Raw genomic sequence first — 26,993 nt, 5'->3', positions numbered from 1 at the left:
TTGAAGCAGCGAGGTGTTCATTTATGAAAGCAGCCAAGCAAGCCAAGTTCGTTTCCTTGCGCACGAAGCTCGTGATGATGTGTTTGCTGTTACTGGCAATCCCCAGCTTAGTCATCGGTTTTCAAGGCTACAATTCCGCCAGCGCCGGAATGAGCGACTTGGGTTCGCGCATCCTGAAAAACAACGTGCATTTGACGATCGAAATGATCGACGCCCTGCAAAAACAGGTCGATGCCGGCAAACTCAGCAAAGAAGATGCGCAAGAGCAAGTAAAGGAGCATATTCTTGGCCCCAGGCAAGCGGACGGCAAACGCCCCATCAACCCCAATATTGATTCCGGTGCAAGCGGCTACATGTTCGTAGTCGATCAACAAGGAATCATGCTCGCCTCTCCTTCCATCGAAGGGCAAAACCAATGGGACAAAAAAGGTCCTGACGGCGTGTACTTTACCCAGGAAATAATCAAGCAGGGCTTGAATGGCGGCGGGTTTACGTACTACCAGTGGACCAAGCCAAACGAACCTGATGTGATGTATCCGAAAGTAGCCTACTCCAAAGCTGATCCGCACTGGGGCTGGATCGTAAGCGCGAGCAGCTACATGGAAGACTTTGACGGTCCCGCCAACAAAGTATTGTACGATCTTTTGATTACCCTCGGCATTTTCCTGCTAATCGGCTTCGTAGTTTCCTGGATTTATTCCGGTCATATTTCCAAACCGATTGTGCAAATGGCAACGCGAGCAAAACAAGTAGCAGAAGGCGACCTTACCGGAGAAAAAATCGAGATCAAAAACCGGGATGAACTCGGTCAGTTGGCCGATGACTTCGCACTCATGACCGACAATTTGCGCCAGTTGATTTCGCGTGTGCGCCTCGGCTCGGAGCAAGTCGCTTCCACCTCTGAACAGTTGACCGCAAGCGCGGAGCAGACGAGCAGAGCCACCGAGCAAATCGCCGTCACCATGCAGGATATGGCGGTAGGAACAGAAGACCAGGCGAAAACGGTCGATGCCACATCCGAAACGATCAATGAAATGTCGGCTCGGATGCAAGACATTGTAGACAATACCGGGCTGGCGACGCGCACTGTAGAGACAGCCGCCAAAACCGTAACCAGCGGAAACCAGGCGATTGAGACTGCCATCGCGCAGATGAACTCGATCAGCACCACCGTAAGCGGCTTGGCCGAATCGATCAAGCTGCTCGGCGACCGTTCAGCCGAGATCAGCAAAATCGTCGAAGTGATCACTTCCATCGCGGAGCAAACCAACCTGCTCGCATTGAATGCGGCTATTGAGGCTGCGCGTGCGGGTGAACACGGACGCGGCTTTGCCGTCGTCGCCAATGAAGTGCGGATTCTCGCGGAGCAGTCTGCCAAGTCGACCCAGCAGATCAAAGATTTGATCGCTGCCATTCAGATCGACACGAACAGCGCCGTTCTGGCGATGGAATCGACGACTTCCGAAGTGTCGGCCGGAATCGAAGTGGTGAATGACGCAGGCAAAGCGTTCCACGGCATTTTGTCCGGTACGCAAGAAGTCGCCAGTCAAATCCAGGAAGTGTCCAACGCGACCCATCTCATGTCGGAAGGCTCTGCGCAAGTCGTGTATGCCATCGAAACCATCGCCAAAACAGCAGAATCGACCGCGTTTGGCACGCAAAACGTTTCCGCCGCTGCCGAAGAACAGCTTGCCTCGATGGAAGAAATCTCTTCCTCTGCTGCTGCCCTGTCCGAGATGGCGGAAGAATTGCAGGATTTGGTCAAACAGTTCAAAGTTTAGTTTTATGCTTACGTTCAGCCGCCAGCTTGTTTTTCCAGGCTTGGCGGTTGCGTTGTTTTCCAGGTGATAGCAATGACAGTTCCTTGCCCTTTGGCAGTCTCGACCTCAATCGAGCCGCCCAACGCTTCCACCAACGCTTTCGTGACGGCCATGCCGAGGCCCGAGCCCTCTCCACGGGTTTCGGTATCCGTACCGCGGAAGTACCTCTCGAACAAGCGCTCCGCCGTTTCCTCGTCCATTCCTTTTCCATTGTCGGCAAAAGTCAGCTGAACCGTGGACGATCCGCTTTTACGAAACCCGATTGTGACAGTCGTGCCCGCTTCGTTATGCAGCAAGGCGTTGGCGACCAGATTTTCCACAATTCGCTGAAACCAAGGCTTGTACACATAGATGTATATCGCCGTCTGATCCGCTGCATTAAAACGGATCGCGCCCGCCGCGTACGCAGGATGGTTCGCTACTTCCCTGACTACCTCTCCCGTGTAGCTGTTCAACTCCACAAGCTCGACAGCCGGAGCTTCTTGTCCGTTTCGCAATCGATACGTAAGCGTCAAGTCATTGATCAACTCATCGAGGTAAGCGGACTTGTCCAAAATGATTTCCGCAAACGAACGCGTCTCCTCTGCACTCCAGTTGTACGCCTCATTTCCCAGCAAGTGCGCGTACCCTTTGATCGAGGACAGCGGCGTTTTCAAATCGTGGGATACTCCGGCGATCCATTCGTCGCGGATGCGCTCGGTTTCCTCCCTCAGCTTCTCGTTGCGGTGCAGCGATTGCGACAAGGAATCCAGCGAATCCATGACGTCCTGATACACGCGGTAGTTGCGCTTTCGCCGTCCGCGCTTGTCCATGCTTCGCGCCATTCCGTTTGCGCCCGCAGGCTCGGCATAGCGCCCCCTGCGCAGGTGGGTCAGCCATTTCATCATGTGGACGATCGGGGCGCCAAAGCGTTGTCCCAGCCAGTACGCCACAACCAGAATGACCAGCATCGAGCCAGCCAAAAGCGAGCCTAAGCCAACGAGCAAAACTTGAATCTCCGGTTCCAGCAGCGGCTTTTGCCCAGGCTTCATGCCTGCAAGCGGGGTGCTCAACACCCACGTTTGCCGCTTTTCCTTGTCGTAGTAGGAAACGAGCTTCGTTCCGTACCGATCCGGATACACGGAGCGCAAAGCCAACTCTTGCAGCGAAAAGTCGTGAATCGCTTCCGGCGGCTTGTTGAAAGAAGCCAGCTCGTTGCCTTTTTCATCGAGCAATTGCAGCCAGGCGCCCTCGCTTCTCACTCTGTCCGCCAAGTCGGCATCAACTGCAATCTCGGCGCCTGTCACCGTAGAACTGTCGATGAGCAGCTTTAAAAACTGTTCCTGCTTTTTGCCTACTCCGTACACCAGCGTGTGCCGGACGCCATCTTTCTCCTGTATCCACAAAAACAGCTGGTACGGAAACGGACTTTTTCCCAGCCAATAAGCGGTAAGCTCTCCCGGCCCATACGCGTGCGGCACGTCATCGGGCGTGAAAAACGAATCGGTGACTTTTCCCGATTCATCTAGGCGTTGCAGCCAGCCCCCGCTCTCGCGAATCAGCTCCAGCAGTTGCGGATCAAAGTAAAGCTGCCCGTCGCGTGATTCAAGCGTTTGAATCAACTGGTACAGCCCGGCATTTTCAAACTGGCGGTTCGCTTCAATCTGCGTCATGCGATCGATGATCCAGAAAAGCGCCACGCCACCCAGGATCGATAGCAACAACCCGACAATCACCAGCCAGGAGATCAGCCGGATCGCCAGCCGATTTTTAAAGTTCATGCGGCAGCCCTTTCTTCACCAGCTTGTAGCCCAGCCCGCGCACGTTCACCAAATATTCCGGTTGCGCCGGATCAGGCTCGATTCGCTCGCGAATCCGATGAATGTGCACCATGATCGTATTGTCGTCGCGGATGCTGTGTTCTCCCCACACCCGCTCATACAGCTCACTTTTGGCAAAAATGCGATTCGGATTTTTGCACAGAAACAACAGCAACTGAAACACGAGCGATGGGCACGCGACCAGCTTGCCTTCCACATACAGCTCTCCGGCGATTTCGTGCACCTGGAAGCGTCCGAAATCAAAAACGCCGTTGACCGCGCTGGCATCCACAGGCTGCAATTTGCGCGAACGGCGCAGCAACGCCCGAATGCGGGCGACAATTTCCATCGGGTTAAACGGCTTCGTCACATAATCGTCTCCGCCCACGGCAAAGCCCGTCAGCTTGTCGAAGTCCGTATTTCTCGCACTCAAAAACAAGATCGGCGCTTCCGTCAGTCTGCGGATGAACGGACATGCGTCGATTCCGCTCATCTGCGGGAGCGTCACGTCAAGGACGATCAGGTCGTAGGCTTTTTTCTCGCAAGCAGCCAGTGCCTCTTCCGCTGTTTTGGCCTTGTCGATCGTTTCGAATCCTTCTTTGCGCAGCACCGTCTCCAGCAACTGGAGGATCGCCTGCTCGTCGTCCACAAGAAGAATAGCGGCATCCTTCACCTTGCATCCGCTCCTTTTTCTAGCTTCATCCCTCATTTTACCATGTCCCTTGCGCCCGCAGCTTTTCAAGCTACCTTAACGGAATCATAATTTTGCCTGTCCGATTTAAGTCGGGCGTAAGTTTCCGTTTCTTTGTGGATAAGAGTAGCTTTTTATAATGGAGGCAACCAAGACGCGAGAGGATGGAAACAGAACATGAAGAAAGTCTCACTGCTGTTAGGAGCGTACGCCATGCTGCTGGTCGGTTGCGGAACCGCTACGCAATACCTCGGGAAGCCGCCCACTCAAGCTGGAACAGCGCAGGGCGCGGCAGAACAATCGGCGGCAAAGCCAATCAAAGCTGAACAGCTCGGGCAAGCTCTCCTTGCCGGAAAAGCCGCTGCCGTCTACGATCAGACCAGCGCCGATTTCAAGCAAAGCATCTCCAAAACCGATTTTGAAAACACGTTTCAACAGTTGAACGCGACGATAAAAGAATGGAAGCACCATTCGCAGCTTCGTTTGAACGGCGACAACTTTTACGACACCTGGCTGGATCAGGACGGGAAGTTCGCCCTTACCGCTGTTACGGACTCGAAAGGGACGATTACCACCCTGCTGGTCAAGCCGCTGGAAACCTTCCCGGCTACGGACAACACCTTGACGAAGCTTTCCTATCAGGCGCCGTTCAAGGGCGACTGGTACGTGTTCTGGGGCGGGCAGGATGTGTTGTCGAACTACCATTACGCGATACCGACCCAGCGCTATGCCTACGACATCATCAAAATCAAGGACGGCTACTCCTACTCCGGAGATGCCACGAAAAACGAAAGCTACTACGCCTTCGGGCAAGAAATTCTCGCGCCGCAGGACGGAACAGTCGTGCATGTCGTGAGCGATATTCCCGACAACGTTCCTGTCGGCATCATGAACGACAAGCAGCCTGCCGGAAACGTGGTCGTCATCGATCATGGAAACGGCGAGTTCAGCTATCTCGCCCACTTGAAGCAAGGCTCGGCAAAAGTGAAGGTCGGTGATCGGGTGAAAAAAGGCGATTTGCTCGGCTTGTGCGGCAACTCCGGCAATTCCAGCGAGCCGCATCTGCACTACCAAGTTTCCGACGGCAAAGACTTGTTCTTGAGCAAGTCGATCCGCGTGCAATGGGAGGGCGGGCTGAACCCGCGTCAGGGCGAAACCGTAAAAGCTGGCAACTAGCGCCCCCCGAACGAAAGCACCTAATGAAAAAGTCCGCTCTTGGCCTTGTCCCGGCTCAAGTGACGGACTTTTTCTTGTCTTCACACATACATTTCGTTTATGATCGAACTATCAATGTGAAAGCAGGTGGATCGAGATGAGTACCAGTCCGAATATCGCCGAGCTTGCCTCCCTGATCGGCGAACCATCCCGTGTGATGATGCTGGTCAGCCTGCTCGGAGGAAAAGCGCTCCCTGCGAGCGAGCTGGCGCAAAGCGCCAAAGTGACGCCGCAAACAGCCAGCACGCATCTGGGAAAGCTCGTCGAAGGCGGACTTTTGACTAGCGAATCGCATGGCAGACATCGCTACTATCGGTTGGCGAGCCCCGAGGTGGCCCATGCGCTGGAGGCGCTTTTGACCATTTCTGCTCCCCAGCCCGTTCGCTCCTTGCGCGAGTCCGATCAGATGCGGGCGATCCGCTATGCGCGTACGTGCTACGATCACCTCGCCGGAGAAGTCGGCGTCGCCTTGACGCAAAAGCTGATCGCGCTCGGCATGATCGAGGCATCCGGACAAGATTTTGTCCTGAACGAAGCCGGAAAAAGCAAGCTGCGGTCACTCGGCGTCGAGGTCGAGAGCAGCCCGAAAAGCAGACGGCGGTTCGCCCGTCAATGCCTGGACTGGAGCGAGCGTCGCCACCATCTCGCTGGCAGCCTGGGGGCTTCGCTCACCAACCGCTTGTTTGAACTGGGCTGGATCGAACGAATCCCCGGCGGACGTGCCGTACGCGTCACACCAAAAGGCACGAGCGGGTTCATCGCGGAGTTCGGCCTTGACGTCACAGGCGAAAAAGAACGCGTCTAGGCGAGCTTTCCCGACTCTTCGCGCTGCTTCCGGGGCGCAAACGTCCAGTTGACGAGAAAAATTCCGGCAAAAATCAGGCAACCTCCGGCGTATACGTTCCACAACACAACCTCCCCGAGCAACAGCCAGCCGGACAGCACGCCAAAAAACGGGGCGAGAAACAAAAAAGCGCTGGTGCGTCCAGGATCACCGTGGCTGAGCAAGTAAAACCAGGTGGCAAACTGCACGATGGACGCCATGATCGCCAGCCAGAGCACGATGAAGATCGACTCCGGCGCAATGATCAGCTTGGGCGTCTCCAGCGTCACGCCCATGATCAGGAGCAAAATTCCGCCGCACAGCATCTGGTAGGCCGTCAGCACCCAGACATGAAACTGCACGCCCCAGCGCTTGACCAAAATCGTCGCGATCGACCAAGCGAGGGCCGAGCCGATTCCGAACAGCGTTCCCGTCTCCCATTGCAGATGCGAGCCAAGTGTCAAAAATACGCCGGCAAGGCCGATCAGCACCCCGAGCCACTGGGAAAAACGGTAGGCCACTCCCAGAAACAACGTTCCCCAGATGACGACCAGAAGCGGATTCATGAAGGTCAAAATCGACGATTCCCCGGCAGTAATCGTTCGCAAGCTCAAAAAATACAGCCCATGACCGCCGCCGTCTGCAAAAATCCGATCAGGCCGATCTTCGCCCACTCCGTTCCCGAGCGGGGCAGCGGCTTTTTCCACACCCACAGAGCCATGAGCAGCCCGGCGAGTGTGAAGCGCAAACCGACAAGCAGCAGCGGCGAAAAGTAAGCCAAGCCGATTTTTCCCACCGCAAACGATGAACCCATGAGTGAAGTCGTGACTACGACCAATGTTCCGAACAAGAGCCGATTCATGTAATCCTTCCCCCTTCAAGCAAATGCTTCGCTGCTTTTCAGTGTAACGGGAAGAAGTTACGATCCGCGTCGAAGTGTGTATGAAAAGGCACTACAACTCGTATTTTTCCACCAATTTGATCCCGATTCGCTCAAGCAATACGGCAAGCGTCTGCCAAATCCACCGCCGATAAACAGGCAGGTGCTTGACGTACACAGCCGTGTATTCCGTCTCCCCGACGGCCCCCCTGTCTGCCTTGAACGCCCCGACTCCCGCGCTCTGGTGCAGCAAAAGGCTTCGCCGCTGTGCCTCCTGCACCAAAAGACTCGACAGCATCCGGTACAACCCAGTCTCTTTCGGCAGTCTGGTATCGTAGCCAAACAAAGGAGTCGTCATCACGCCGTTGCGGACGAAATAACCGAGTATGCCGTCCAGCCGCCCGTCCTTTTCCAGTCCGATCAGCGTGAGTGTCCGCTTGCGCATCGCAAGCCTGATAAAGTCCTCCGTAAACTGAGGGTTTAGCCGGGAGTATTTGTCCAGGTACAGAGCGTTGTACAGCTCGACGATCCGCCCCGCCTGCCCTGCTTCCAGCTCATCGTGCCAAAGCACCCGGTAGCCGGACTTCTCCAGCATTTTCCGATCGCGGGACAGCGTATTGCGCACCCGCCACGTCCCTTTGCCTGGCCACTCCGGGTGAAACAAGTACACGTAGCGGCTCGGGACCATCAGGCAGCCTGCATCCTTCAGCCCTTTGTACAGCTCGGGACTCAGCTTCTGGCAAACGGAGCGGAACGCGATGATGTGCCGCGGCAGCTTTTTCGCGCAAAAGTGTGTGATTTCCCGCGCTTCCTGCGCCGTCCAGTCGTGGTACAAATTCGTGGACAACAGCCAGTTGTTCACAATCGCGATCCGGTTGCAGCGGCTTGCCTTCATCCATAAGCCAAGCGCGGCCAGCACAGGCGCGAGCAGCCTTTTCCACAGCATGGAATCGAGCATGTCCAGCTCTTCGCGGGCGTAAGTGACAAAATGGGTGTACGGTGAACAAACATACGAATTGGTGTACTCCTGCTCATTCACCGTCACGGGCACGAGACGCCCTCCTGCGCGCAGGCCCAGCAGCTTTGTTTGCACGTTTTGGATGTGGCGCTCAGGAGAATCTGTCGCGAGTGTCGTCAAATAGTCGCGGGCGTAGTCGCCATCTGCAAGCTGCGTCCAGTCCAGCGCCAAAAGCTCGTCAGGCTCATACAGCCTAATCTCGTCCTTTTTGCTCATCGAAAGCAAACACCCTCTCTACGCGCCGCAATTTTTTAGCGCCCGAATGAGGCTGGTACGGCACAAAATGGATCGCGGGCACGACAGCGCCATAGGAGCGAATGACAGCCGCGAGACTTTGCCGCACCTCTTCCTGCACCTCTTGCTCGGAGTGCTGCCCGTTTACCAACAGCGCGACTTCCACCTGCTCTGCACCAAGCTGGCGAACCGTGTATTCCTCGATCTTCGCGGATGCCACCATCACAGCCCGCCGGATGAAATCCGGGAAGATGGAAATCCAGCGCTCCTCGTTTTCATGCCCATGCCGGAACCAAAACAGATCGTCCGAGCGCCCTTCTATCGCTTCCAGTGCCATGAACACGGAGCCGCATGGACACGGCGTGCGCCGCTCCGTCAAAATGTCGTTCAGGCGGTAGCGGATAATCGGCTGCGTCTCGCGGGAAAAGTCGGTCAAAATCGGGAAAAACCGCTCCTTCTGCTCATCGAGATACTCTTTTTCCATCACGACGATATCTTCGTTTACGTGCAAAGTGCCGTGCTCGCACGTGACAGCCAGAAGCCCTTCCGTGCACTGGTACACTTGATGAACGAGCTGAGCGAAGCTGTCCTGGATGTACGCCTGATCAAGCGGGTCGAGCACTTCCGCGACCGAAATGACTTTGATCGGCGATACCCGCAGTGCTCCTTGCTGCTTGGCTGTTGCCAGCATGCGCAACATCGATGCCGGGGCGACCAGCACAGTCGGCTGATAACGATTCAGCCGCTCGACGTGCTCTGCTAACGAATTTTGCAGATCAAAAAAAGCAAACTGAATACGCCGTCTGTCTACGGCTGTGTACAAATTGCTGTTCGCCCGCAGGAAAAAGGCGATCCGTTGCTCAGACCAGAGCGGCCCGGGCAGCATTTTGGCCATAATCGTCCCGGCCCATTTGGCCTGCTCTTTTGGCCCGACGAGAAACAGCCCGCGATTGCCGGAGGTGCCGGACGACAAGCCGACCGTGACTCCTTTGAGCTGTGGCGTAAAATCGCGCGTGTTCTCCGCCTGCAGCGCCAGACGGAACGCCTCTTCTTTGGCGATGCGCCGCGTATTCAGCTCGTCAAAATGCTCCATCATCAGCTTTTTGTCAATCGGCGCGAGCTTCCTCCACTCTGCCTTGGACAAAGCGCCCATTCTTTTCAAGTAAAACGGCGACACAGGCAGTATCCGGTTCAGCAGCGCCTTGACCTGGCGATCTTGCCATTTTTCCAGCTGTTCTCGCGTGGAAAAGCGCCGGGCGAGCCACTTCGTCCGCACGTACTGCGCAAGCAGCGTCATGATCTCCATGAAAAATCCCCGCCCTCTTTCGTCGTCTCCCACACTTCGCTGCAATGCGTCGGCATGATCCGCAAGTCGTCTGCTCGATTGCGCGACAGGACATGCAGCTTGTGCAGCTCGTCGCGGTATGCCTTGCGGTCGGACATGATCAGCCTGGCAAGCGGATGCGGCAGCAAAAAGCGGCGGTACGCCTCGCTCGACCAGGCGGCATCCGCGCACAAAAACAGTTCGCCGTGATCGCGGTCACGCACAAACACGCCAAACTGGCCTTGTGCATGCCCGGGCAGATCGACCACCCAAGCGCTCTGGTCGCCAAACAGATCGTATCCTTTTGCATACGGCGCGTACCGCGCTGGCAGCTCAACCGGGGCCAGCCGATCCACAAATGTCACGCGTTCGGCAAAATCGGCAGGCATTAAATCAGGCAAGTACGCCTCGCGCACAGCAGCCAGCCCTGTCTTGTCCTTGATATGCAGATAGGCGCTCTCGTAGCAGTACAGGCGCGCTTTGGGAAAATCGCGCAATCCGCCGATGTGATCCGCATGAAAATGGGAGAGCAAAATGCCTTTTACCTCATCTGCCGCGATCCCCCGCTGGTTGAGCTGGGCCAGCACGCTTTGCTCAGGCGCTGTCACGACAGGCGTCAAGCTGGCGTAAAGCGAGTACGGAAACGATTGGGTCGCCTGGAAAAACCGCGGCGAGTAGCCTGTATCAAACAGCCAAATGCCGTGCTGCGGGTGCTCGATCAGCCCGGCAAGCGCGTGAAAGCGAATCATTTTCACCCTGCCGCCTTTGCGCGAGAACAGTTCCAGCTGTCGGCAGTAGCCAGTGTCCAGCCACGTCAATTTAACGTCCATGTTCTGCCCTCCACCATGCCGTAAAAGTTTCAATCCCTTGCGCTATGCTCACGCGCGGCTCGTACCCAAGCTCCTGCCGCGCTTTCGTAATATCGAGCGTCTGCGACTTGGCGAGTACCCCGACGGAATAACGGGTCAGGATCGGCTCGCGGTAGCCGAGCACGGTGCGGGACAACAGCTCCAGCACCCAGGCCGCTCCGTACGCTTGCCAGTACGGCACCTCTTTCGCTCGCAGCGGCATGTCCAGTCGCCGGAACACATCCGTCAGTACGTCGATCAGCGTGACAGCCTCCCCGTTTGTAATGTTGTAGGCTCGGCCGAATGTGCTTGCAGGTGAATCCATGCACAGCACGAGCGCATCCACGACATTGTCCACGTAAGTCAAATCGATGAGCGCTTTTCCGCCCCCAATCAGCGGCACGTATTTTTGTTCGTTGGCGCGAATCAGTCTGGGCAAAATCGCATTGTCGCCCGGCCCGAACAAGGCGCGCGGGCGCAGCGTAATCGTCGGCAGCCCCTGCCGATGCGCCTTGTCCACTTCCAGTTCGGCCAAATGCTTCGTTTGCGCATACACGTTGGCAAAACGTTCTGGCAGCGGCGCATCTTCCCGGATGCCATACGCATCGGCAAACGCAAAGTAAATGCTCGGACTGGACACGTGCACCAGCCGCTCAATCCCGTGCTTGTCGCATCCAGCAATGACATGGACGGTTCCGCTCACGTTCGTCTCGTACATGTCGCGAAACCTTCCCCACGGCGAGGAAAACGCGGCAACGTGATAGACGATCTCCTGACTGCGGCATGCGTCTGCTACCGCCTCCCTGTCTCTAATATCTGTACGGACAAAACGGATGCCCTGCTCTCGCAGCTGCCGCCCGATGCCCTCATCCCGTCCCAGCGCAGTCACCTCGTGGCCTTGCTCATGCAGCCGCTGCACCAGCTTTTGTCCGAGAAAACCCGTTCCTCCTGTGACGAGCACACGTTTTTTCATGTGCCTTCTCCCATCCTTTCCAAAGAAACCCGCTCAGCGCGGCACTTCCCCGTTCCATTCGATATCGCTCGTACTGCATGCGAGCATGCTTGTTCTCGTGCTCACGCTTTGCCAGGCCAGATCGCCGAGCATGGCAAACTGGTCAAAAAACGGGCGCAGATCGTCCAGGCGAAAGAGCACATCCCGCGCGCCGGACAGGTCGCGCGCCCACCTTTTCCAGCCCGACCAGCCCTTGACATTTGCCAGTCCGTAGCTCAGCATGGCAAGGCCAAGCATATAGGATCGTCCTGTCTCTGGCACGAGCACCTCTTTTCCACCTGCAAAAAAGGCATCCGCCACCTGTTGCTCCGCAAACAGATGAATCCCGCTCGTCAGCCGCGGATTGCATTCGAGCACATACAGTTCGCCTGCATCGCTCTCGATCAGGTCAAAAGCGATCTGCCCGTTGAACTTGTGCCTGCGGACAAACCGCGTGACAAAATCGTATACTCCGCCATGTCCGGCAGAGGCAAAATGAATCGTCGCCCCTTGCCCGGCCGTGTGCACCGTCTCATAGTCCGCGTACAGCGCAAGCTCTCCTTCATGGGCGACCGCGTAGCTGCACAGCTGGCGTCCTGCAATGAACTGCTGGACGAGCCACGGCTGAGCGGCAGACGGGACAGGAAGCCTGGACAACTCCACCCTGGACAGATCGCGGATGATCTGGACATGGGCGGCGAAGCGGGAGTAGACAGGCTTCAGCACGATCGGGCCACTCGCTTGGCGAATCGCTTCGTCCCGCTCGTGCGCAGATTCCACCCGAATCGTATGCGGAACTTTCGCCCCTGCTGCCTGTGCCTGTTCCTGAAACAGCCATTTGTCATGCAAAGCGCGCAGCACAGGAAGCGGCTCCACCAGCACGGCGCCATATGCCAGCAACCGCTCGCGGCCGTGCGCGACGTAAAAAATTTCCTCGCAAGTCGGAACGAGCAGGTCGACGCGCTCCTTTTGCATGATCTGGCACAGCTCGGCGATATAGGCATCCGTCTTCGTCCGGGGTGGCGGAACGCGATAGGAGCGGGCTACATAGCGCGAATGAGCGCACAGGTGCCGCCCCGCGCTTTCCGCTGCAACGACGCGGTGTCCGCCCGCGTGAAACAGCCGGGCCAACTCCAGCGTGGCAGGTGCCCTCCCTCCTGTCAAAAGGACCGTCCGCTCAGTATTCAAGCACAATCCCTCCGAGCGACAACCCGGCGGAAGTACCGAGCAAAAGCAGGCAATCTCCCCTCGCTACACGCTTCTGGCTGATCGCCTCGTGCAAAGCCATCGGGATCGAAGCGGCAATGACGTTGCCGTGGTCCGCCATGATATCGACCATTTGCTGCTCCATAAAGCCGAGCTTCGTTCTCATGATGCGCAGCGCCATCCCGCTCGCCTGGTGGGGAATGACGGCCTGCAGCTGCTTTTTGCTCACGGACGCTTTCGCGAGCAAGCTGTCGACAAAGCCGGTAATCAACTGCGAGGTCAAGCGAAAAATTTTGCGTCCGTCCATGTCAAAAGCGAAGTCATCCTCGTGTCCGTTCGCATAGTGGCGCGGGTGCACCATCGTTCCGCCGCCGCGAATTTCCGAATAGTGCGCCCCTTCGCTGTAGGTTTGCATCGCTGAGCTTATAATGCGGGACGACTCGCCTTCCGGTGTCTGCCCCACGACGACCGCTGCCGCTCCATCGCCAAACAGCACGCAGCTTTCTTTTTGCTTCCAGTTCAGTCCCATCGAAGCGATCTCCGTCGAGACGATCAGCACGCGCTTGTATACACCCGCAGCCATCGCGCAAGACATGACGTCGAGCGCAGTCACGAAGCTCAGGCAAGTCGAATTGATATCAAAGCAAGGAATCCCGGTACGGGAAAGCCCCAGCTCTTCCTGGATCAAGGCCGCTGTGCACGGAATTTCTTGCTGCGCCGTTCCGCTCGCACAGACGATGCAGTCAAGCTCCTGCAACGAGACTCCTGCCGCTTCCGCCGCTCGTTTGGCGGCAATCGCCCCCATCTGCGCGGCTGTTTCCGTTGTAACATAATGGCGAATCCGAACCCCGGATTTTTTTTCGGTCCATCCTGTAGCCAGCCCGAGCTGTTCATCCAGCTCTGCCGCTGTCACGACTCGCGCGGGCAAGTATTTTCCCGTGCCCAGCAATTTTACTCTTCTCTCCATGGTCTGGTTCTCCCTCGATTGTCTGTCTCTCACACTGTATGCTGTCACTGACACCCATTTTACGCAAAAGAATGGCAGCTTGTGGAGGGCATACGCAAAAAAGACTACCTTTCGCCTACGCAAAAGATAGTCTACTGTTACAAAGACGTATGTTCAGCTTTTTCGTTTCCCCCACGGCTTGAACACCGACAAAAGAAACAACAGAATCAGCGAAAGCAGCTGCAAGACAATCCCGATCCAGAGCTTTTCGCTGTTGACGATAAACGCGGGATTGCCCATCGCTTCCAACCCTTGCGCCCAGGCCAGGCTGACCGCTGGCAACGTCCAGACGTACATGGCGACGGGACCGAGCAGGATCGTGACGAGCGTCAGCACTTCTTTGGCGATGAGCCAGTAATAGCGAAACAGCCCCCAATGCGTCCAGACGGAAAGCAGCACACCTGTGACGATCGTGCCGATGGTCGACGCGCGCACGCTTGTTTTCGCCAAGGTGTGCATCGCGGTGTAACAGGCGGCAAATACCCCGGCATCGTCCGTATTCGCCGCCACGATGCTCAAAACGAGAAACAGGACCGCTCCGCCCAGCATAATCGCTGAAAAGAGCAAATGCAGGAGCAGCAGCCACTTCTTCCCTTTCATGCCCAGCTTGTACATGCTTTCACCTCTTTTGAGCCTCTGTGAGCCGCCGCAGCTACATAGATAGCTACACCTACAGTTGAAAACGGTACCCGACTCCCCAAACCGTTTCGATATACTGCGGCTTCGTCGGGTCGATCTCGATTTTTTCGCGCAGCTTGCTGATGTGCACGGTCACGGTAGCAATATCGCCAAGGGAATCCAGTCCCCAAATTTTCTCGAACAAATCGTTTTTGCTGAACACCCAGTTCGGATGCGTCGCCAAAAACAGCAGCAGCTCATATTCTTTCGACGTAAAGGCAACTTCTTGTCCACGGACGTACACCTTGCGGGCGAGCTTGTCGATCCGCAAGCCACGCATGCGAATTTCGTCCTGCGGCGCTCGCTGGCTCTGGGAACCATCGGAAACGAGGCGGTCGTAGCGGGCCAGGTGCGCTTTTACTCTCGCCACCAGTTCGCCCAGGCTGAACGGTTTGCTAATATGATCATCCGCGCCCAGCCCCAAGCCGCGGATCTTGTCGATGTCCTCTTTTTTGGCGGAGACGAGCAGGATCGGGATGTTTTTCGCTTCACGCACCTCGCGCAAAATGGCAAAGCCGTCTACCACAGGCAGCATCAAGTCGAGAATGATCAGATCGTATGGCTCTGTCAGCGCTTTTTGCAAGCCGACCTCTCCCGAATGGGCGACCTCGACTGTATAGCCGTTTGCTTCCAGGTAGTCTTTTTCCACCTCTGCGATTACCGTGTCGTCCTCAACGATCAATATGTGCTTCATCCGCTCCACCTTCCGTCCCTTTTTGCAGCGGCAAGGAAAAACAGATGTCCGTTCCGCTGCCGACCTCGCTGCGCGCCCAGACGCGTCCTCCGTGCCCTTCTACCAATTGCTTGACGATCGCAAGTCCCAGTCCGCTGCCGCCCGTTGTCGTGTTGCGCGCAGGGTCCGCCCGGTAAAAGCGGTCAAAAATGTGCGGCATCGCTTCCTCCGCAATACCCGCTCCATTGTCGGCAATCGTCACAATAACTTCGTCTGCTGTCCGCTCCACTCGCACGTCGATTTGTTTCAGTGGTTTGTCCATGTATTTCATGCTGTTGTCGATCATGTTCATCAGCACCCGATGCAGCTTTTCCCGATCTGCCATGACGGCAAGCGGGCCGCCCTCTGTTCCCGCCACGTTCAGCCGTACGTCAGACATACCAGGCTCCAGACGCAGCGCCTGCACCCAATCGGTCAGGTAGGCCCGAATATTGACCGGCTCCAGATGAAAAGGCAGACGGTTCAAGTCCAGCCGCGAGTACAAAAGCAGCTCGTCGATGAGCCGATCCATTTGCGCGGATTTGCTGGCGATCATCCGCATGTATTTCTCCCGTTTCGGCTGCGTATCGGCAATTCCGTCCAGCACAGCCTCCACGCACGCCTTGATTCCGGTAATCGGCGTCTTCAAATCGTGCGAGATGCTCGCAATCAGCTCTTTGCGGCTTTCCTCGTATTGTAGCTGCATGCGAATCGAGTCGTACAACCGGACGCGCATCTCCTCAAAAGCCTCGCCCAGCTCGCCCAGCTCATCTTTTCGCCCGAGTTGTACAGGCCGCTCCAGATGGCCCTCCTTGATCTCGTGAGCCGCCTGTTTGAGCGCGTACAGCGGACGGATGATGCTCTTGGACACCAAATACGTCAAAATCCCGTTCGTCAGCCCGATAATGACGAGGAAGCTGACGATCATGAGCGCAAAGAAAGAGATTCCCGACGAAAACAAGGAGCTGTCGTCAGCCAGAAAATAAAGAGTGCCCTGACTCTTGTCGGCGAAGGAAAACGCATACGTCCTGGCGACATGTCTGCTGCTTTCCCATGGCGGCCACTGGCGCGGGCGTTCTTCAGCCGCAGCGGACTGCATGTATTTCGGCAAATCGGCCTGAGCCAGGGAAGAAGAAGCGAACAGCACCGCTCCCTCTTTCGCCAATATGAATGCTCCGCCAAACGGGCGTAGTTGCTCATCCGTTTCGGTCAGCAGCTCATTGTCCAGCAACCGCTCCGCATCGTGCTGCGCCAAAAACGCCACTCCTGCAAACAGCTCGTCTCGTCTGTCCATGTTTTGCCGAAACAGCGGTTTCCCCGGTGCTTTTTCGCGCGGGAATGACTCTCCCCAAAAAACCGCCACCAGAGTCGAGGCGACCAGTCCAAAACAGACCACCGGAACGACGATCATGGCGATATAAGACAACCAAAGCCTCGTTTTGATTGACATGGTTCCTCTCCTCCGATGCGCATAATTGCTGTCATTATACTACAGCGCCTGGCAAAAGACGCACGCCCCTGCCTTAGTGCCGCCAGCCGCCTTTTGCCCAGTGGCTGCGCATCTCTTCGCGAGTCACTTTCTCCACTTGTTTCCCCGTCAAATCCACGCGCTCGGGAGTGGTCGCTGCCAAATCCGACAAGCGGACGTCCACAGTCAGTTGCAAAGTATGCACGACGCCGGAAGCGTCCGTCCCGACCAGCTCCACCTTGGCTGTTTGCTGCTCGATCTGGTTTTGCTCGTTGATCGTCGCGTTCAGCACGACTTGCTCCAGATGCACGTCTTCCTGCAAAGCGGGCAGCTTCAGCGCGAGTCCTTTTTCGGCTTCACCCGCCCTCGCTTCCTGGCTGCGTTCAACGATTTTCGCGTACATGATCGGGCCTAGCATTTTGGCGAACACAGGCATTTGCTCCTCGTCGAGCTTCAAGGATACTCGTTTCCCGCCATCCGGCAAGTTTTCCATCGTCGTCCATTTCTCCATGCTTCCGAACAATGTTTTGTGCACCTGCTCGATCATGGCGCTGCTCATAGCGTGCTGATCCTGCTCAGGCTGTTGTTGTTGCCAATCCATTGCCTCCATGACGCGATACAGATCGCGATCCCCTTTTTTAAAAACCATTTGAGTCGGCTCGCGAAATGCTTGAAAGCTTCCTTCGCCGTTCGCATCGACATACGTGCCATCCACGCTGCCCAGCTTTTGCTCATGATCGACTTTGGCCACCCCGTCGACTGCAAAAAGCTTCGTCTGGTTGTCTGTCAACTCCAGGTGAGCGTGCGCAGTCAAGCTCCCTGCTTCTTTCGTCTGCTTTAACGCCGATGTGTACGACTCCAGTGCGCCGTTGTCCGCTTGCGCCGAAACGCTCATCCCCCACGTCGCTACCCCGCCGATTCCGACCGCCAATGCCACCGCCAGCCATTTTTTTCGCACCAGTCATCCCTCCAGTTTCGTGTAGAAAGCAGCCTCACTTTCTCTACTAGCGATGATAAAGCGGAAGCCTAAACGCGTTCTAAACGAAATCTAAAAAAAGTGTAAAATCATGCGCTTGGCGCACGCACACAGCTACTCACGCAAAAATCTTCTAAAAATGGTATATTGGTAAAAAGAATTGGATCAACAAGAGTGACAAGTGGAGGATGAAAAACGATGAACAAGCAGGAAGGCTACATCGAAGTTCCTGGCGGAAAAGTATGGTACAACCGCGTCGGCACAGGCAATCACACTCCGCTGATCGTGTTGCACGGCGGGCCTGGCAACACGCACGACCCGCTCCAGTCTGCATTGCACGTGCTTGGCGACGAGCGTCCCGTTATTTTTTACGACCAGCTCGGCTCGGGCAACTCGGACAGACCGACCGACTCCTCGCTGTGGAAAACGGAGCGCTTTGTAGAAGAGCTGGCCTGCATTCGACAGGCGCTTGATTTGACCGAGGTTCATATTCTCGGCCATTCGTGGGGAACGATGCTGGCTGCGGCTTATTTGATTGACGCTAAGCCTGCGGGCGTTGCGAGCGTGATTTTCTCCAGTCCTTGCCTCCGTGCCCAGCTCTGGAAAGAAGACGCTGATCGGCTGATCGCCCAACTGCCGGAAGACGTCCAGCAGACGATTGCCCGGCACGAACAGCAAGGAACGACGGATTCCAAAGAGTATCAGGACGCGATGAAACAATACTACGCGCGCCACGTTTGCCGCATGGAGCCGTTGCCAGAAGTCATGACGCAAAGCCGTGCGAAAGCCAACAAAGACGTGTACATGACGATGTGGGGGCCGTCCGAGTTTTGCCCGACAGGCAATCTCAAGACGTTTGATTACACGCCGAAGCTGCATGAAATCGCGATTCCTGCCCTGTTTGTGTGCGGTCGCTACGACGAGGCGACCCCGGAAGCAACAAGCTACTACCAGTCGCTCGTGCCAAACGCCGGGCTGCATGTGTTGGAGCACAGCTCCCATCTCGGCTATTTGGAAGAAACAGACGAATACGTACAGACCGTCCGCGCGTTTTTGCGCCAAGCGGACAAGCGATAATTCCGGTTGACTCGATATGGAAAACACAAGAAGCCCCGTCTCGCAGCAGTGTGCAAGACAGGGCTTTTTGTGTTTGTTTACCAGCTTCTGCTTTTTTCTTTGCCGATCAAGTAAAGGAAGTACGGCGCACCGATTACAGCCGTCACGATGCCCACCGGAACCTCAAGCGGAGGTAGCAGCCATCTGCCCAGTCCGTCCGCTGCAACCAGCAAAATGGCTCTGAGCAGGGCAGCTACAGGAAGCAGCCAAATGCGCTTGCCCCCGACCAGCCTGCCAGCCATGTGCGGAGCAAGCAAGCCGACAAACCCGATCGAACCGACAACCGCGACACAAGCTCCGGCCAGCGCTTTGCGCCACTTCCCGCAAGCGGCTGGCTGGCAACTCCAGCAGCACCTTTGCCCGGTCGATCCGCAAACGGGTTATGTAGTCGGAAAAGCTCACACCTTTGAGCGTCTTGAACATGCGCGAATGCATCCAGACTTTTGTGCAGTTCCTCCATCAAATGCAAAACCTGCGAATGGCTGCGCACGTGAAACGACTTTTCCAGCGGGAAATCGGCTGTTCCCTGGAGAAAAGTCCGCTCCGTCCCGGACGATGCTGCCTCCGTCCAAAAAGCAAACTCGATCAAAAAGACCTCCAGCTGCTTGCCCGCATGCGCGCAAATGGAGGTGTCCGTCCACGGCCTGAGAAAAACGACATCGCCCACCTCCACAGCCTGCTCGATCGCATTGCTTGTCAGCGTACCTTTGTGACTTTTGACAAACCCGATGCGCTGGCAGGAAGAAGCCGGAAGCGAATGCGGCTCTTGGTGAGCACATGTGACAAGCGATACGCTCTGCACGGAAAAAATCATCTGTCGGAACTGTCGATAAACCTCGTCAGCATGCAACGTTGGCCCCTCCTCTCCTGTAGCCCTTTTAGCTATCCACTATTATAGCTCGTCTGCCGTGCCCCCGCGCATCAGGGAACGGGGATGGAAAACAAAGGAGGCCGTAAAAAGCGTAAAGGCTCTCTCGACGGGTCGAAGGGTTAAACTGATTGATTGTCTGCGATTTCCGGATTTTCGGTCGTACTTTTTATTTGCTGTATGGATGGTTTTTTAGGGGTGACATAGTTTGACCTGTTTGTTGCTGTTTCAGGGATGCTTCATGATTCAATGGTATGTCTGTCTTTTCTCTCTATGCAGCCGCACGGATTCTAGCATGAACTTGTCAGGTTAGCTCCTAAAGGCTGGGCTTTTTTTCAACAAAAATACACCCCTTAGGTTGCATCGGATCTACCAGGAGGTTTAATCCAATGTCTATTTTAGGAGGTGCACTTCATTGACCGATAGTAGGTCAGCGTTTTTGGTTTAGCCGCTTTTTTGTATTTATTTTGCAAAAGGACAAGAATGGTATTGCGGGTTTTAATTGCTCTTATTTTACCTCTTCGAAGTCTATGATTTTTCCCTCACTTTTTTCCGTGCTAATTTCATTCCAGCCCTCTTTATCTGTGCCTATATTTTTTGCGCCAACAGTTCGTTGAGTATCAGAGCCTTCATTATTCTTGCTATACTTATGCAAGATATTTGTACCATCCGCTTGTTTTTCCAAAATGTACATCTCATTGTTCTCTTCATCCATATAAATACTTGGCACTACATCACCGTTTGCTTGCTCAAGCATGATATTCATTACTATTTTAGCAATCCCCTTATACTCTTCACTTTTTAAAACCTCTTTGTGATCCAGCTTTTTCAAGTCGTCCAGATTAATGTCAAAGCTGCTTGCAATGTCATTGTCAACCTTTTCTTTAAACTCTGCAATTCTTTGTTTTACAATCACCATGTCATCTTGCTTGCTTGCATTTGCATAACCGATAACGGAAAACGCTAAAGCTAATGCAATTCCACTAAATAAAACCGATTTTTTCATGGTAATATCTCCTTTTCACTATATTAAGGCATCCAAATCGCATCATCGTATGAGTGATTTTCTTCTGTCAATTTATCTTCCTTTTTTGCATACTCTTCATGAAAGCTGCTTATTTCCCAATACCCTTTCTTCGTAGGATTAACTACTTTCCTTTCTCCTGTTTGTTTGACCTTATATGAATTATAATTGGTTGCTCTTTCTGTCTCACCTTGCTTCTTTGCATTGAAATAGATAGTAGACTGCACCGTAATTTTTGCACACTTGACATCAGATTCAGTGATAGCGGTAAATCCCGCCGTATGTTTTGTAGATGTTTCAGACGCTATATAAACGTCCGATGAAAATTCTGTCATTTCAGCATAAACTGTAGCTGCTGAGAACACAGTAAATGCCAGCAATCCTATAGATAGAATACTTTTAACCATACTCTCCCCCATAGCTATGCATCATCTTTACTTTACGTTAAATTCCTGTTCTTCATAATTAATACCGCTATCTGTTGTCCCATCGGTATAGTAAACATCCCCGCTGGCGGCTACCTCCCATATCGCTTTTCCATATTCCTCCTGATTACTAATCTTTGCTTTCAAAGATTTAACATAGGAATCTTCTGTTGTTTTTGAGGAAACTTTCTTCCCGTTTCTAGTAATAATGGCAAAGGAAATGATTTGCTTAATATCACTAGATTTTACTCTAGAGGAGATATCACGCGTAATACCATACGAAGATATTACATAATGTTTTTCTCCCCCTGCCGTAGACAGATTTCCACTGATTGACGCTTCTGATTGTGCTATCCCCATCGGAGTAGCTGCGAATGCAGTAGTGATTGTCGCCAGAACAACGCAAGAAGTAATAAAACTTGCTACAAGCTTTCTATTCAACAATACCCCTCGCTAAAAATATTTTGAAATTTTTTGCATATTAATCTTTAATTTTTCTATTTTCAACATTTTTTTCCATTTATGTTTAAGGCTTCATTAGTAAGACGATGTAGCTTGTATTTTGTTACAATCCCCACAAAAAAACTGCACACAACCGTCCATATTGAAAACGGTTTATGTGCAGCAAGTCTCTCGTGCAGCTTTTTTCGCGTCTTTTATAAGTTTTTCCATCTTTTCCATCAAATCTACTTTCTCTAGCATCTTTTGTTGTCGGAGCATCGCGAGCAGGCAAGGCCAGCTTAGTTACAGTCTTCTGTTTTTTCGGATTTGTAATATAACGAGATAACCAAATACGAACAAAAATGCAAGAGCCTTAGTTTCAATTCCGCTTGCTTTTCGGGTCTTCGATGTAACGTCGCGCCGCTGAATTTTGTCGGCGGGTGGAAGGCATGGTTTCAGTCCCCTAGCTTCTCGGGTCTCCAATGTAACGTAACTCCCCATTTGACCGTCAACAATCACCACGTAGTTTCAGTCCCCTAACTTCTCGGGTCTCCAATGTAACAAAAAGTCAGTCATACCAATGCTTAATCCTAATTTTAGTTTCAGTCCCCTAACTTCTCGGGTCTCCAATGTAACTTGGACAAGTTCTTCGAAGGTAAACGAACGACCTAGGGTTTCAGTCCCCTAACTTCTCGGGTCTCCAATGTAACGACAGTCGCATGATAAGGTACGAGTTTACCTGCCTCATAAGTTTCAGTCCCCTAACTTCTCGGGTCTCCAATGTAACCGACTTTGACTACCATGCTTAACCTCAATAACGCCAAGGCTTTCCTCATACTCACTGCCAACAAGAACCCGCTCTTTTTTCGAGGATTCACTTCTCGTCAAAAATCACGCCCTATCCTCGAAAATCGGCTGTACGCATCTTGTTCATTTCTTTTTCCTCGCTACAGGGTAACCATTCGCCCTCATACTTATAATAAAACATTATCCCCCATCCCATCTATCCATTTCTTTACACGATCCAGCACCCAAACAACTTTTCATCCACAAACGCAAATATCTTTCAACCGCCACTTCCTTCATCCAACTCCCCAAACAAATCACTCTCCTTTAATACGGCAAGTCCGCTCCCGTACAAATCCCCCCTGCGTGAACAGACCACTTCATTCCATTCCGCTACAATCCCACAAAAAAACTGCACACAACCGTCCATACTGAAAACGGCTCATGTGCAGCAAGTCCCTCGCTCAGTTGCACTCGCGTTCCCTACGAGTTTCTCCAGCTTTTCCACCAGCTCCACGCTTGCGGCTTTCTCCAGCGTCTTTTGCTGTCGGAACACCGCGAGCGCGGCAAACAAAAACCCGCTTTCTGCACGGACGGCTCCGTGACGATTCCCCAAGCAGCCGTACATGCCGCCAATCTCATCTGCTTTTCACCCTCTACTCGCCTGCTCATTGCTCCCACCGCTCCTCTGTCCTTTTCTCTCTGCTTCTATCCTAGCGAAACTAGCGAAACGAAACGCTTGCTCTATGCTGCTTACGCCCCCACGCCCTGCAACAGCTTGGAAAAAATCCGCTTGATTCGCGCATCGAGCACATGGCTGCCGCCGCGGCCTCTGACGTCCTCGACCATCATCGTGACCAGCAGGCGCGGATCATCCACATTGAACACCGCGTACCAACCGTTTTCCTGTCCTTGCTCGCCCTTTTTTTGCTTCAATTCTGCGGTGCCGGTCTTGCCCGCCATGCGGATGCCCGGCACGCGCGCTCCCCGGCCTGTGCCGCGGGGGTCTTCCATCACCTGCACAAGATCGTCCCTGACGATGGCTGCCACTTGGGGCGGAATCGCTTCACGCTTCCAATACCGCTCTTTTTGCTCGCCCTGAAGCAGCGACGGGTACACGATGTTTCCCTCGTTGACAAAAGCGCTGTACACGAGTGCCAAGTGAAGCGGCGTCATTGTCACCTCGCCCTGCCCATAGCCCGAGTCTGCCAACTGGATCTCGTTTCTCATGCCGTTGTTGGCAAGCCGGGACGGATCGAGCGGATACGGGATCGGCACCGCCTCGTCAAAGCCAAGCTGCTTTCCCTGTGCCACGAACGGCTCCTCCCCGATGGACAGCGCCGCCTTGGCAAAATAAATATTGTCCGAGTAGACGAGTGCTTTTTTCAGGTCGACGGGCGCTCCGTAGTCACTCACCCGCGTCACTTCGTATGCGCCCCAGGAGGCGTCCTTTTGCCAATGCAGTCCTTTGACCGAAACAGTATCGGCTGGCGTAATCGCTCCGGTCGCAAGTCCCATTGCCGCGGTAAGCGGCTTGAAGGTAGACCCTGGCGCAAAGCCGCGGGCAAAGCGATTCAGCAAAGGCTTGCCCGGATCGTCATTGAGCTTTTCCCACTCTTCTGTCGACATGCCGAGCACAAATGCGTTTGGATCATACGATGGCGAGCTGACCAGCGCCAAAACTTCTCCCGTCGCGGGCGAAATCGCTGCGGCTGTCCCAGCATCCTGCTTGAACTCGCTGTAAATCGTTTGCTGGACAGTAGCATCGATCGTCAGGGCGAGTGGCTGCCCGTTTTTGGCGGGTTGCTCCGCCACGATTTTTTTCACCGTCCCGTCTGCACCGACAATCGCGATCCGGCCGCCTGATTCCCCGCGCAATTGCTGTTCAAAAAGCTGTTCCAGCCCCGCCTTGCCGACGATATCCGAGGTGCGGTAGCCCATGTCTTTGCGCTTTTCGTACTCCTCCTGGCTAATCGCACCCGTGTAGCCGACCAAATGAGCCGCCGCAGCCTGATACGGGTAGTACCTGACCTGCTTTTTCTGCAAAACGATGCTCGCGGTTTGTTGCAAAGTTTGCAAGCGTGCATCATCCTCCGGCAAAGTTGCGATGCGGACAAACGAGCCAGACTTCCCCGCATTGGCACTCACCACACTCATCAGGTTTGCCAGCGGTATTTGCAACAGCTTGCTGACTTGTGTCCTCCCGGCTGGAGGCGTTTTGCTCCATTCATCTGGACGAATCCCGACATCGACCACGATCCGGCTCGTAGCCAGCCTGCGTCCGGCCCGGTCCAATATTTCTCCCCGCTTCGGATACAGCGTGTTGGCGCGCACCTTATCCCCCTCCTGCATGCCGGGAAATAAAAAGGAAGGATTCCAATGGATGTACCAATCTTTTTTGTCGTTTTGCGTCTCTTTGATCAAGGTTGCTTTTCCTGTAAACGAAATCGGTTCGACGAATGTGTCCAGCTTGATCCGGTAATGGAAGTTGATTTTCCCATCCTCAGTCGGGACGACATCTCCGTTGTAAAGCGGCTCGACGAGGATCGGTTTGGCCTCGATCCCGCCGTAAATGTTCTCGTATCGCGAAACGAACTCGTCTTTTGTCACCTTTGCCTTTGTATCCAGTGAAAGCTGTTCGTACATATGTGCAAACTGCTGATTTTTCCAATTCGTCGTATAAGCGGTAAACGCCGCCTTCGCCATTTCCCCGTCCGTTTTCGGCCCTTCCTTCCAATAGTCCCAAAAAAGGAAGACAAATCCCGAAAGAATTACGAGAAAGACACTCCAAAACCATATCCAAGCCTTTTTCACCAGTTCCTCACCTTCCCTTTCCCACGATAAACCAGCCGGATTAGAGAATAAATGGAAGAAAACTGATGAAATCATCAGATCACACTCACAAACAAATGATAAGTGTCAGACAATTCAACAGGAAAAAGCGCATGGAAAAAAGGAAGACCACTGGCTCGTCTCCCTTGTTCAATCTTCCCACATATAGCCGAAGCGAGGAATCGTGGTGACCTTTTCCCCGTACTTGCCCAGCCGTTTGCGCAAACGGTACACGAGCGCATTGATTTCGGCGCGTCCCACATCCGGCACGCTATTGTCTGTGTAAATCATTCTTTCCGGCCAGATCGACACCATGATTTCCTCATAGCTGACTGCCTGATTGGCCCGTTGATACAAAAGCATCAGCAAATCCATATCTTTTCCTGTCAAATGAATCCTCGCACCATCCAGGCGAATCTCGCGCCGCTCCAGGTTGATGACCAACCCTGTCGTGGAAACAGTCGAAACCATCGATTGCACCAGCGGAAAAGAAAATTCCCTGGTCACGTCCAACTCACTGCCCTCCGCAAAAAAGACCAGCTCGACGACTCCTTTGGCAAGGCTGATCAGATCGCCGTGAAATAACGGCTGCGGCGCTTGGCGGACGCTCTGCCCGTTGACTTCTGTTCCATGCTTGCTGTCCAGATCGGAAATCGTATAGCGATTGCCGATCTTGCGGATCACGGCATGCCGTCTCGACACGTATGGGCTGGAAAAAGCGATGTCAGGCGCAAGTTGGCTCCCTCTCCGTCCAATGGTGTACTCATCCTGACGAAGAAACTGGCGTTTTTGCACAAGCTCCGGATCGCCTTTTTTGATCAGGACATAGACGCCGTCTTCCAACGTTCATCACCTCAAAAAAGAGTTGCAGCTATCCGTATTAATTACATACCAAAATACCGGAAAGTCAACCCTTTTTTCGCCTATAGTAAAAGCCGCCGCTTGGTCCCGACAATGACAGCTATCTCGTTCACGCCATCTATCTTTCATGCTTGCTTGCAATCTATCACGAACAACGCTTGAGCGCCGCCAGCTGTTTCGGCTCGATCACCAACAGATGGCAAACTCCGTTGGGCACGAACCATTTGTACGCCGTTCCTTTTGGTATGACGAGCAATTCGCCAGCCTCGATCCAAATATTGCGCTCATGGGACATCAATAGCAATCTTCCGTTTACGACGAGAATCATTTCGTCCTTGTGGTCGTGCTGCTGCCAGGGATATTCTCCCGAAAGCTGCTCCAGCTTGATCGCCGAATCGTTCAGCTCCCCTACGACCGTTGAACGTAAAGACTGTTGTATCCACGAAAATTGTTCTGTCAGATTTATCTTCTCCATGATGGATCTCTCCCCTTTGTCCCCAAGATAATACAAAAGACGAGGAGGGAAAATAGAAACGATCTGATAGAGTTATGATAAACAAAATCACAAAACGATGATAAGCGGCAAAAAATTCAATCAACAGAGTCAGCCGATTGGGATTGGGGCGTGCCGAATCGTTTGGCATTTCTTGCGCGGGCGCGTTCGATTTCCGTCTCGCGGTTGCGCGGCTCGGCGTTTGTCACCAATGAATCGAGCAAAGTCTGGGCGACTGCTGTTACCTCTTTGACCGCCCGCTGAAACGCCTCTTCGTTTGCTTTGGAGGGCGTGTTGAAGCCCGAGAGCTTTCTCACAAACTGCAGCGCGGCTGCCTGAACCTCATCTTCGGTAGCGGGAGGGGAGAAATTGAACAAGGTTTTAATATTTCGGCACATGGCGATCTCCTTTGGCAGAATGTCTTTTTCGCTCATCATACAACATACACAGTGAAGTCG

General features: G+C 54.0%; 25 protein-coding genes, 2 pseudogenes and 1 CRISPR repeat array. Of the genes and pseudogenes, 4 read left to right on the top strand and 23 right to left on the bottom strand.

Annotated features, from left to right (window positions below):
• Positions 1-23 precede the first annotated feature (23 nt).
• Positions 24-1,781, top strand: a complete 1,758-nt coding sequence (locus EDM60_RS14660) for a methyl-accepting chemotaxis protein (RefSeq protein ID WP_122964633.1) — start codon at positions 24-26, stop codon at positions 1,779-1,781.
• 14 nt (positions 1,782-1,795) lie between these two features.
• On the opposite strand, the gene EDM60_RS14655 is transcribed toward EDM60_RS14660, so the two are convergent.
• Positions 1,796-3,580, bottom strand: coding sequence for a sensor histidine kinase (locus EDM60_RS14655; RefSeq protein WP_122964632.1), 1,785 nt, complete (start codon positions 3,578-3,580; stop codon positions 1,796-1,798).
• Positions 3,570-4,292 (bottom strand): response regulator transcription factor, encoded by a 723-nt coding sequence (locus EDM60_RS14650; RefSeq protein WP_122964631.1) that lies wholly within the window; start codon positions 4,290-4,292, stop codon positions 3,570-3,572. The genes EDM60_RS14655 and EDM60_RS14650 overlap by 11 nt, the downstream gene beginning before the upstream one ends.
• Before the next feature lie 195 nt (positions 4,293-4,487).
• Between EDM60_RS14650 and EDM60_RS14645 the strand changes: the two genes are divergently transcribed.
• Both EDM60_RS14645 and EDM60_RS14640 read left to right on the top strand, forming a co-directional pair.
• Positions 4,488-5,486 carry a M23 family metallopeptidase gene (locus tag EDM60_RS14645; RefSeq protein WP_122964630.1) on the top strand — a complete coding sequence of 333 codons (999 nt, stop codon included), beginning with the start codon at positions 4,488-4,490 and terminating at the stop codon, positions 5,484-5,486.
• Positions 5,487-5,622: 136 nt separating this feature from the next.
• The gene (locus EDM60_RS14640) at positions 5,623-6,330 is read left to right on the top strand and encodes an ArsR/SmtB family transcription factor (protein ID WP_122964629.1); all 708 of its coding nucleotides are present in this window, start codon (positions 5,623-5,625) and stop codon (positions 6,328-6,330) included.
• On the opposite strand, the pseudogene EDM60_RS14635 reads toward EDM60_RS14640, so the two are convergent.
• From EDM60_RS14635 to EDM60_RS14585, 11 genes and pseudogenes are all read right to left on the bottom strand, one after another.
• Positions 6,327-7,210 (bottom strand): annotated as a pseudogene (locus EDM60_RS14635) (DMT family transporter). The gene EDM60_RS14640 and the pseudogene EDM60_RS14635 overlap by 4 nt on opposite strands.
• 91 nt (positions 7,211-7,301) lie before the next feature.
• Positions 7,302-8,462 (bottom strand): GNAT family N-acetyltransferase, encoded by a 1,161-nt coding sequence (locus EDM60_RS14630; RefSeq protein ID WP_122964628.1) that lies wholly within the window; start codon positions 8,460-8,462, stop codon positions 7,302-7,304.
• On the bottom strand, positions 8,440-9,786 hold the full coding sequence (locus EDM60_RS14625) for a F390 synthetase-related protein (RefSeq protein WP_122964627.1): 1,347 nt from the start codon (positions 9,784-9,786) through the stop codon (positions 8,440-8,442). Before EDM60_RS14625 ends, EDM60_RS14630 begins: the two co-directional genes overlap by 23 nt.
• A complete protein-coding gene (locus tag EDM60_RS14620; protein WP_122964626.1) occupies positions 9,774-10,634 on the bottom strand; it encodes an MBL fold metallo-hydrolase in 861 nt (286 codons plus the stop codon). The genes EDM60_RS14625 and EDM60_RS14620 overlap by 13 nt, the downstream gene beginning before the upstream one ends.
• The gene (locus EDM60_RS14615) at positions 10,624-11,625 is read right to left on the bottom strand and encodes an NAD-dependent epimerase/dehydratase family protein (RefSeq protein WP_122964625.1); all 1,002 of its coding nucleotides are present in this window, start codon (positions 11,623-11,625) and stop codon (positions 10,624-10,626) included. The genes EDM60_RS14620 and EDM60_RS14615 overlap by 11 nt, the downstream gene beginning before the upstream one ends.
• Positions 11,626-11,658: 33 nt before the next feature.
• Complete coding sequence (locus EDM60_RS14610) at positions 11,659-12,831, bottom strand: ATP-grasp domain-containing protein (protein ID WP_122964624.1); 1,173 nt, start codon at positions 12,829-12,831, stop codon at positions 11,659-11,661.
• The gene (locus tag EDM60_RS14605; protein WP_267901850.1) at positions 12,821-13,939 is read right to left on the bottom strand and encodes a beta-ketoacyl-ACP synthase III; all 1,119 of its coding nucleotides are present in this window, start codon (positions 13,937-13,939) and stop codon (positions 12,821-12,823) included. Before EDM60_RS14605 ends, EDM60_RS14610 begins: the two co-directional genes overlap by 11 nt.
• A 30-nt stretch (positions 13,940-13,969) precedes the next feature.
• The gene (locus EDM60_RS14600; RefSeq protein WP_122964623.1) at positions 13,970-14,470 is read right to left on the bottom strand and encodes a hypothetical protein; all 501 of its coding nucleotides are present in this window, start codon (positions 14,468-14,470) and stop codon (positions 13,970-13,972) included.
• A gap of 55 nt (positions 14,471-14,525) precedes the next feature.
• Positions 14,526-15,227 (bottom strand): response regulator transcription factor, encoded by a 702-nt coding sequence (locus EDM60_RS14595; RefSeq protein WP_122964622.1) that lies wholly within the window; start codon positions 15,225-15,227, stop codon positions 14,526-14,528.
• A complete protein-coding gene (locus EDM60_RS14590) occupies positions 15,205-16,695 on the bottom strand; it encodes a sensor histidine kinase (RefSeq protein WP_122964621.1) in 1,491 nt (496 codons plus the stop codon). Before EDM60_RS14590 ends, EDM60_RS14595 begins: the two co-directional genes overlap by 23 nt.
• A 73-nt stretch (positions 16,696-16,768) precedes the next feature.
• Positions 16,769-17,671: a hypothetical protein gene (locus tag EDM60_RS14585; protein ID WP_122964620.1), complete on the bottom strand. Its 903-nt coding sequence runs from the start codon at positions 17,669-17,671 to the stop codon at positions 16,769-16,771.
• A 216-nt stretch (positions 17,672-17,887) separates the two neighbouring features.
• Between EDM60_RS14585 and EDM60_RS14580 the strand changes: the two genes are divergently transcribed.
• The gene (locus EDM60_RS14580) at positions 17,888-18,766 is read left to right on the top strand and encodes a proline iminopeptidase-family hydrolase (RefSeq protein WP_122964619.1); all 879 of its coding nucleotides are present in this window, start codon (positions 17,888-17,890) and stop codon (positions 18,764-18,766) included.
• A gap of 77 nt (positions 18,767-18,843) precedes the next feature.
• On the opposite strand, the pseudogene EDM60_RS14575 reads toward EDM60_RS14580, so the two are convergent.
• The 10 genes and pseudogenes from EDM60_RS14575 to EDM60_RS14530 all read right to left on the bottom strand — a co-directional run.
• Positions 18,844-19,113, bottom strand: a pseudogene (locus EDM60_RS14575) (iron chelate uptake ABC transporter family permease subunit); the annotation flags it as partial.
• On the bottom strand, positions 18,999-19,655 hold the full coding sequence (locus tag EDM60_RS14570; RefSeq protein WP_122964618.1) for a hypothetical protein: 657 nt from the start codon (positions 19,653-19,655) through the stop codon (positions 18,999-19,001). The gene EDM60_RS14570 and the pseudogene EDM60_RS14575, both read right to left, overlap by 115 nt.
• A 526-nt stretch (positions 19,656-20,181) precedes the next feature.
• Entirely contained in the window at positions 20,182-20,679 is a 498-nt protein-coding gene (locus EDM60_RS14565) for a hypothetical protein (protein ID WP_122964617.1), read from the bottom strand.
• Between the two features lie 23 nt (positions 20,680-20,702).
• Positions 20,703-21,104: a hypothetical protein gene (locus EDM60_RS14560; protein ID WP_122964616.1), complete on the bottom strand. Its 402-nt coding sequence runs from the start codon at positions 21,102-21,104 to the stop codon at positions 20,703-20,705.
• Between the two features lie 27 nt (positions 21,105-21,131).
• A complete protein-coding gene (locus EDM60_RS14555) occupies positions 21,132-21,563 on the bottom strand; it encodes a hypothetical protein (RefSeq protein WP_063229941.1) in 432 nt (143 codons plus the stop codon).
• 452 nt (positions 21,564-22,015) lie between these two features.
• A CRISPR array of direct repeats spans positions 22,016-22,350; the repeat unit is 37 nt; unit sequence GTTTCAGTCCCCTAACTTCTCGGGTCTCCAATGTAAC.
• A gap of 441 nt (positions 22,351-22,791) precedes the next feature.
• Complete coding sequence (locus tag EDM60_RS14550) at positions 22,792-22,977, bottom strand: hypothetical protein (protein ID WP_122964615.1); 186 nt, start codon at positions 22,975-22,977, stop codon at positions 22,792-22,794.
• A 125-nt stretch (positions 22,978-23,102) separates the two neighbouring features.
• Positions 23,103-25,163: a penicillin-binding transpeptidase domain-containing protein gene (locus EDM60_RS14545; RefSeq protein WP_122964614.1), complete on the bottom strand. Its 2,061-nt coding sequence runs from the start codon at positions 25,161-25,163 to the stop codon at positions 23,103-23,105.
• Positions 25,164-25,331: 168 nt separating this feature from the next.
• Entirely contained in the window at positions 25,332-26,024 is a 693-nt protein-coding gene (locus tag EDM60_RS14540) for an FHA domain-containing protein (RefSeq protein ID WP_122964613.1), read from the bottom strand.
• 163 nt (positions 26,025-26,187) lie between these two features.
• Positions 26,188-26,517, bottom strand: coding sequence for a cupin domain-containing protein (locus tag EDM60_RS14535; protein ID WP_122964612.1), 330 nt, complete (start codon positions 26,515-26,517; stop codon positions 26,188-26,190).
• A gap of 116 nt (positions 26,518-26,633) precedes the next feature.
• Positions 26,634-26,933, bottom strand: a complete 300-nt coding sequence (locus EDM60_RS14530; RefSeq protein ID WP_122964750.1) for a DUF2277 domain-containing protein — start codon at positions 26,931-26,933, stop codon at positions 26,634-26,636.
• Positions 26,934-26,993: the final 60 nt, after the last annotated feature.

This window comes from Brevibacillus parabrevis (assembly GCF_003710905.1).
GTDB lineage: Bacteria > Bacillota > Bacilli > Brevibacillales > Brevibacillaceae > Brevibacillus > Brevibacillus parabrevis.
The sequence above is the reverse complement of the archived record's forward strand: the minus strand, read 5'-3'. Positions and strand labels throughout refer to the sequence as shown.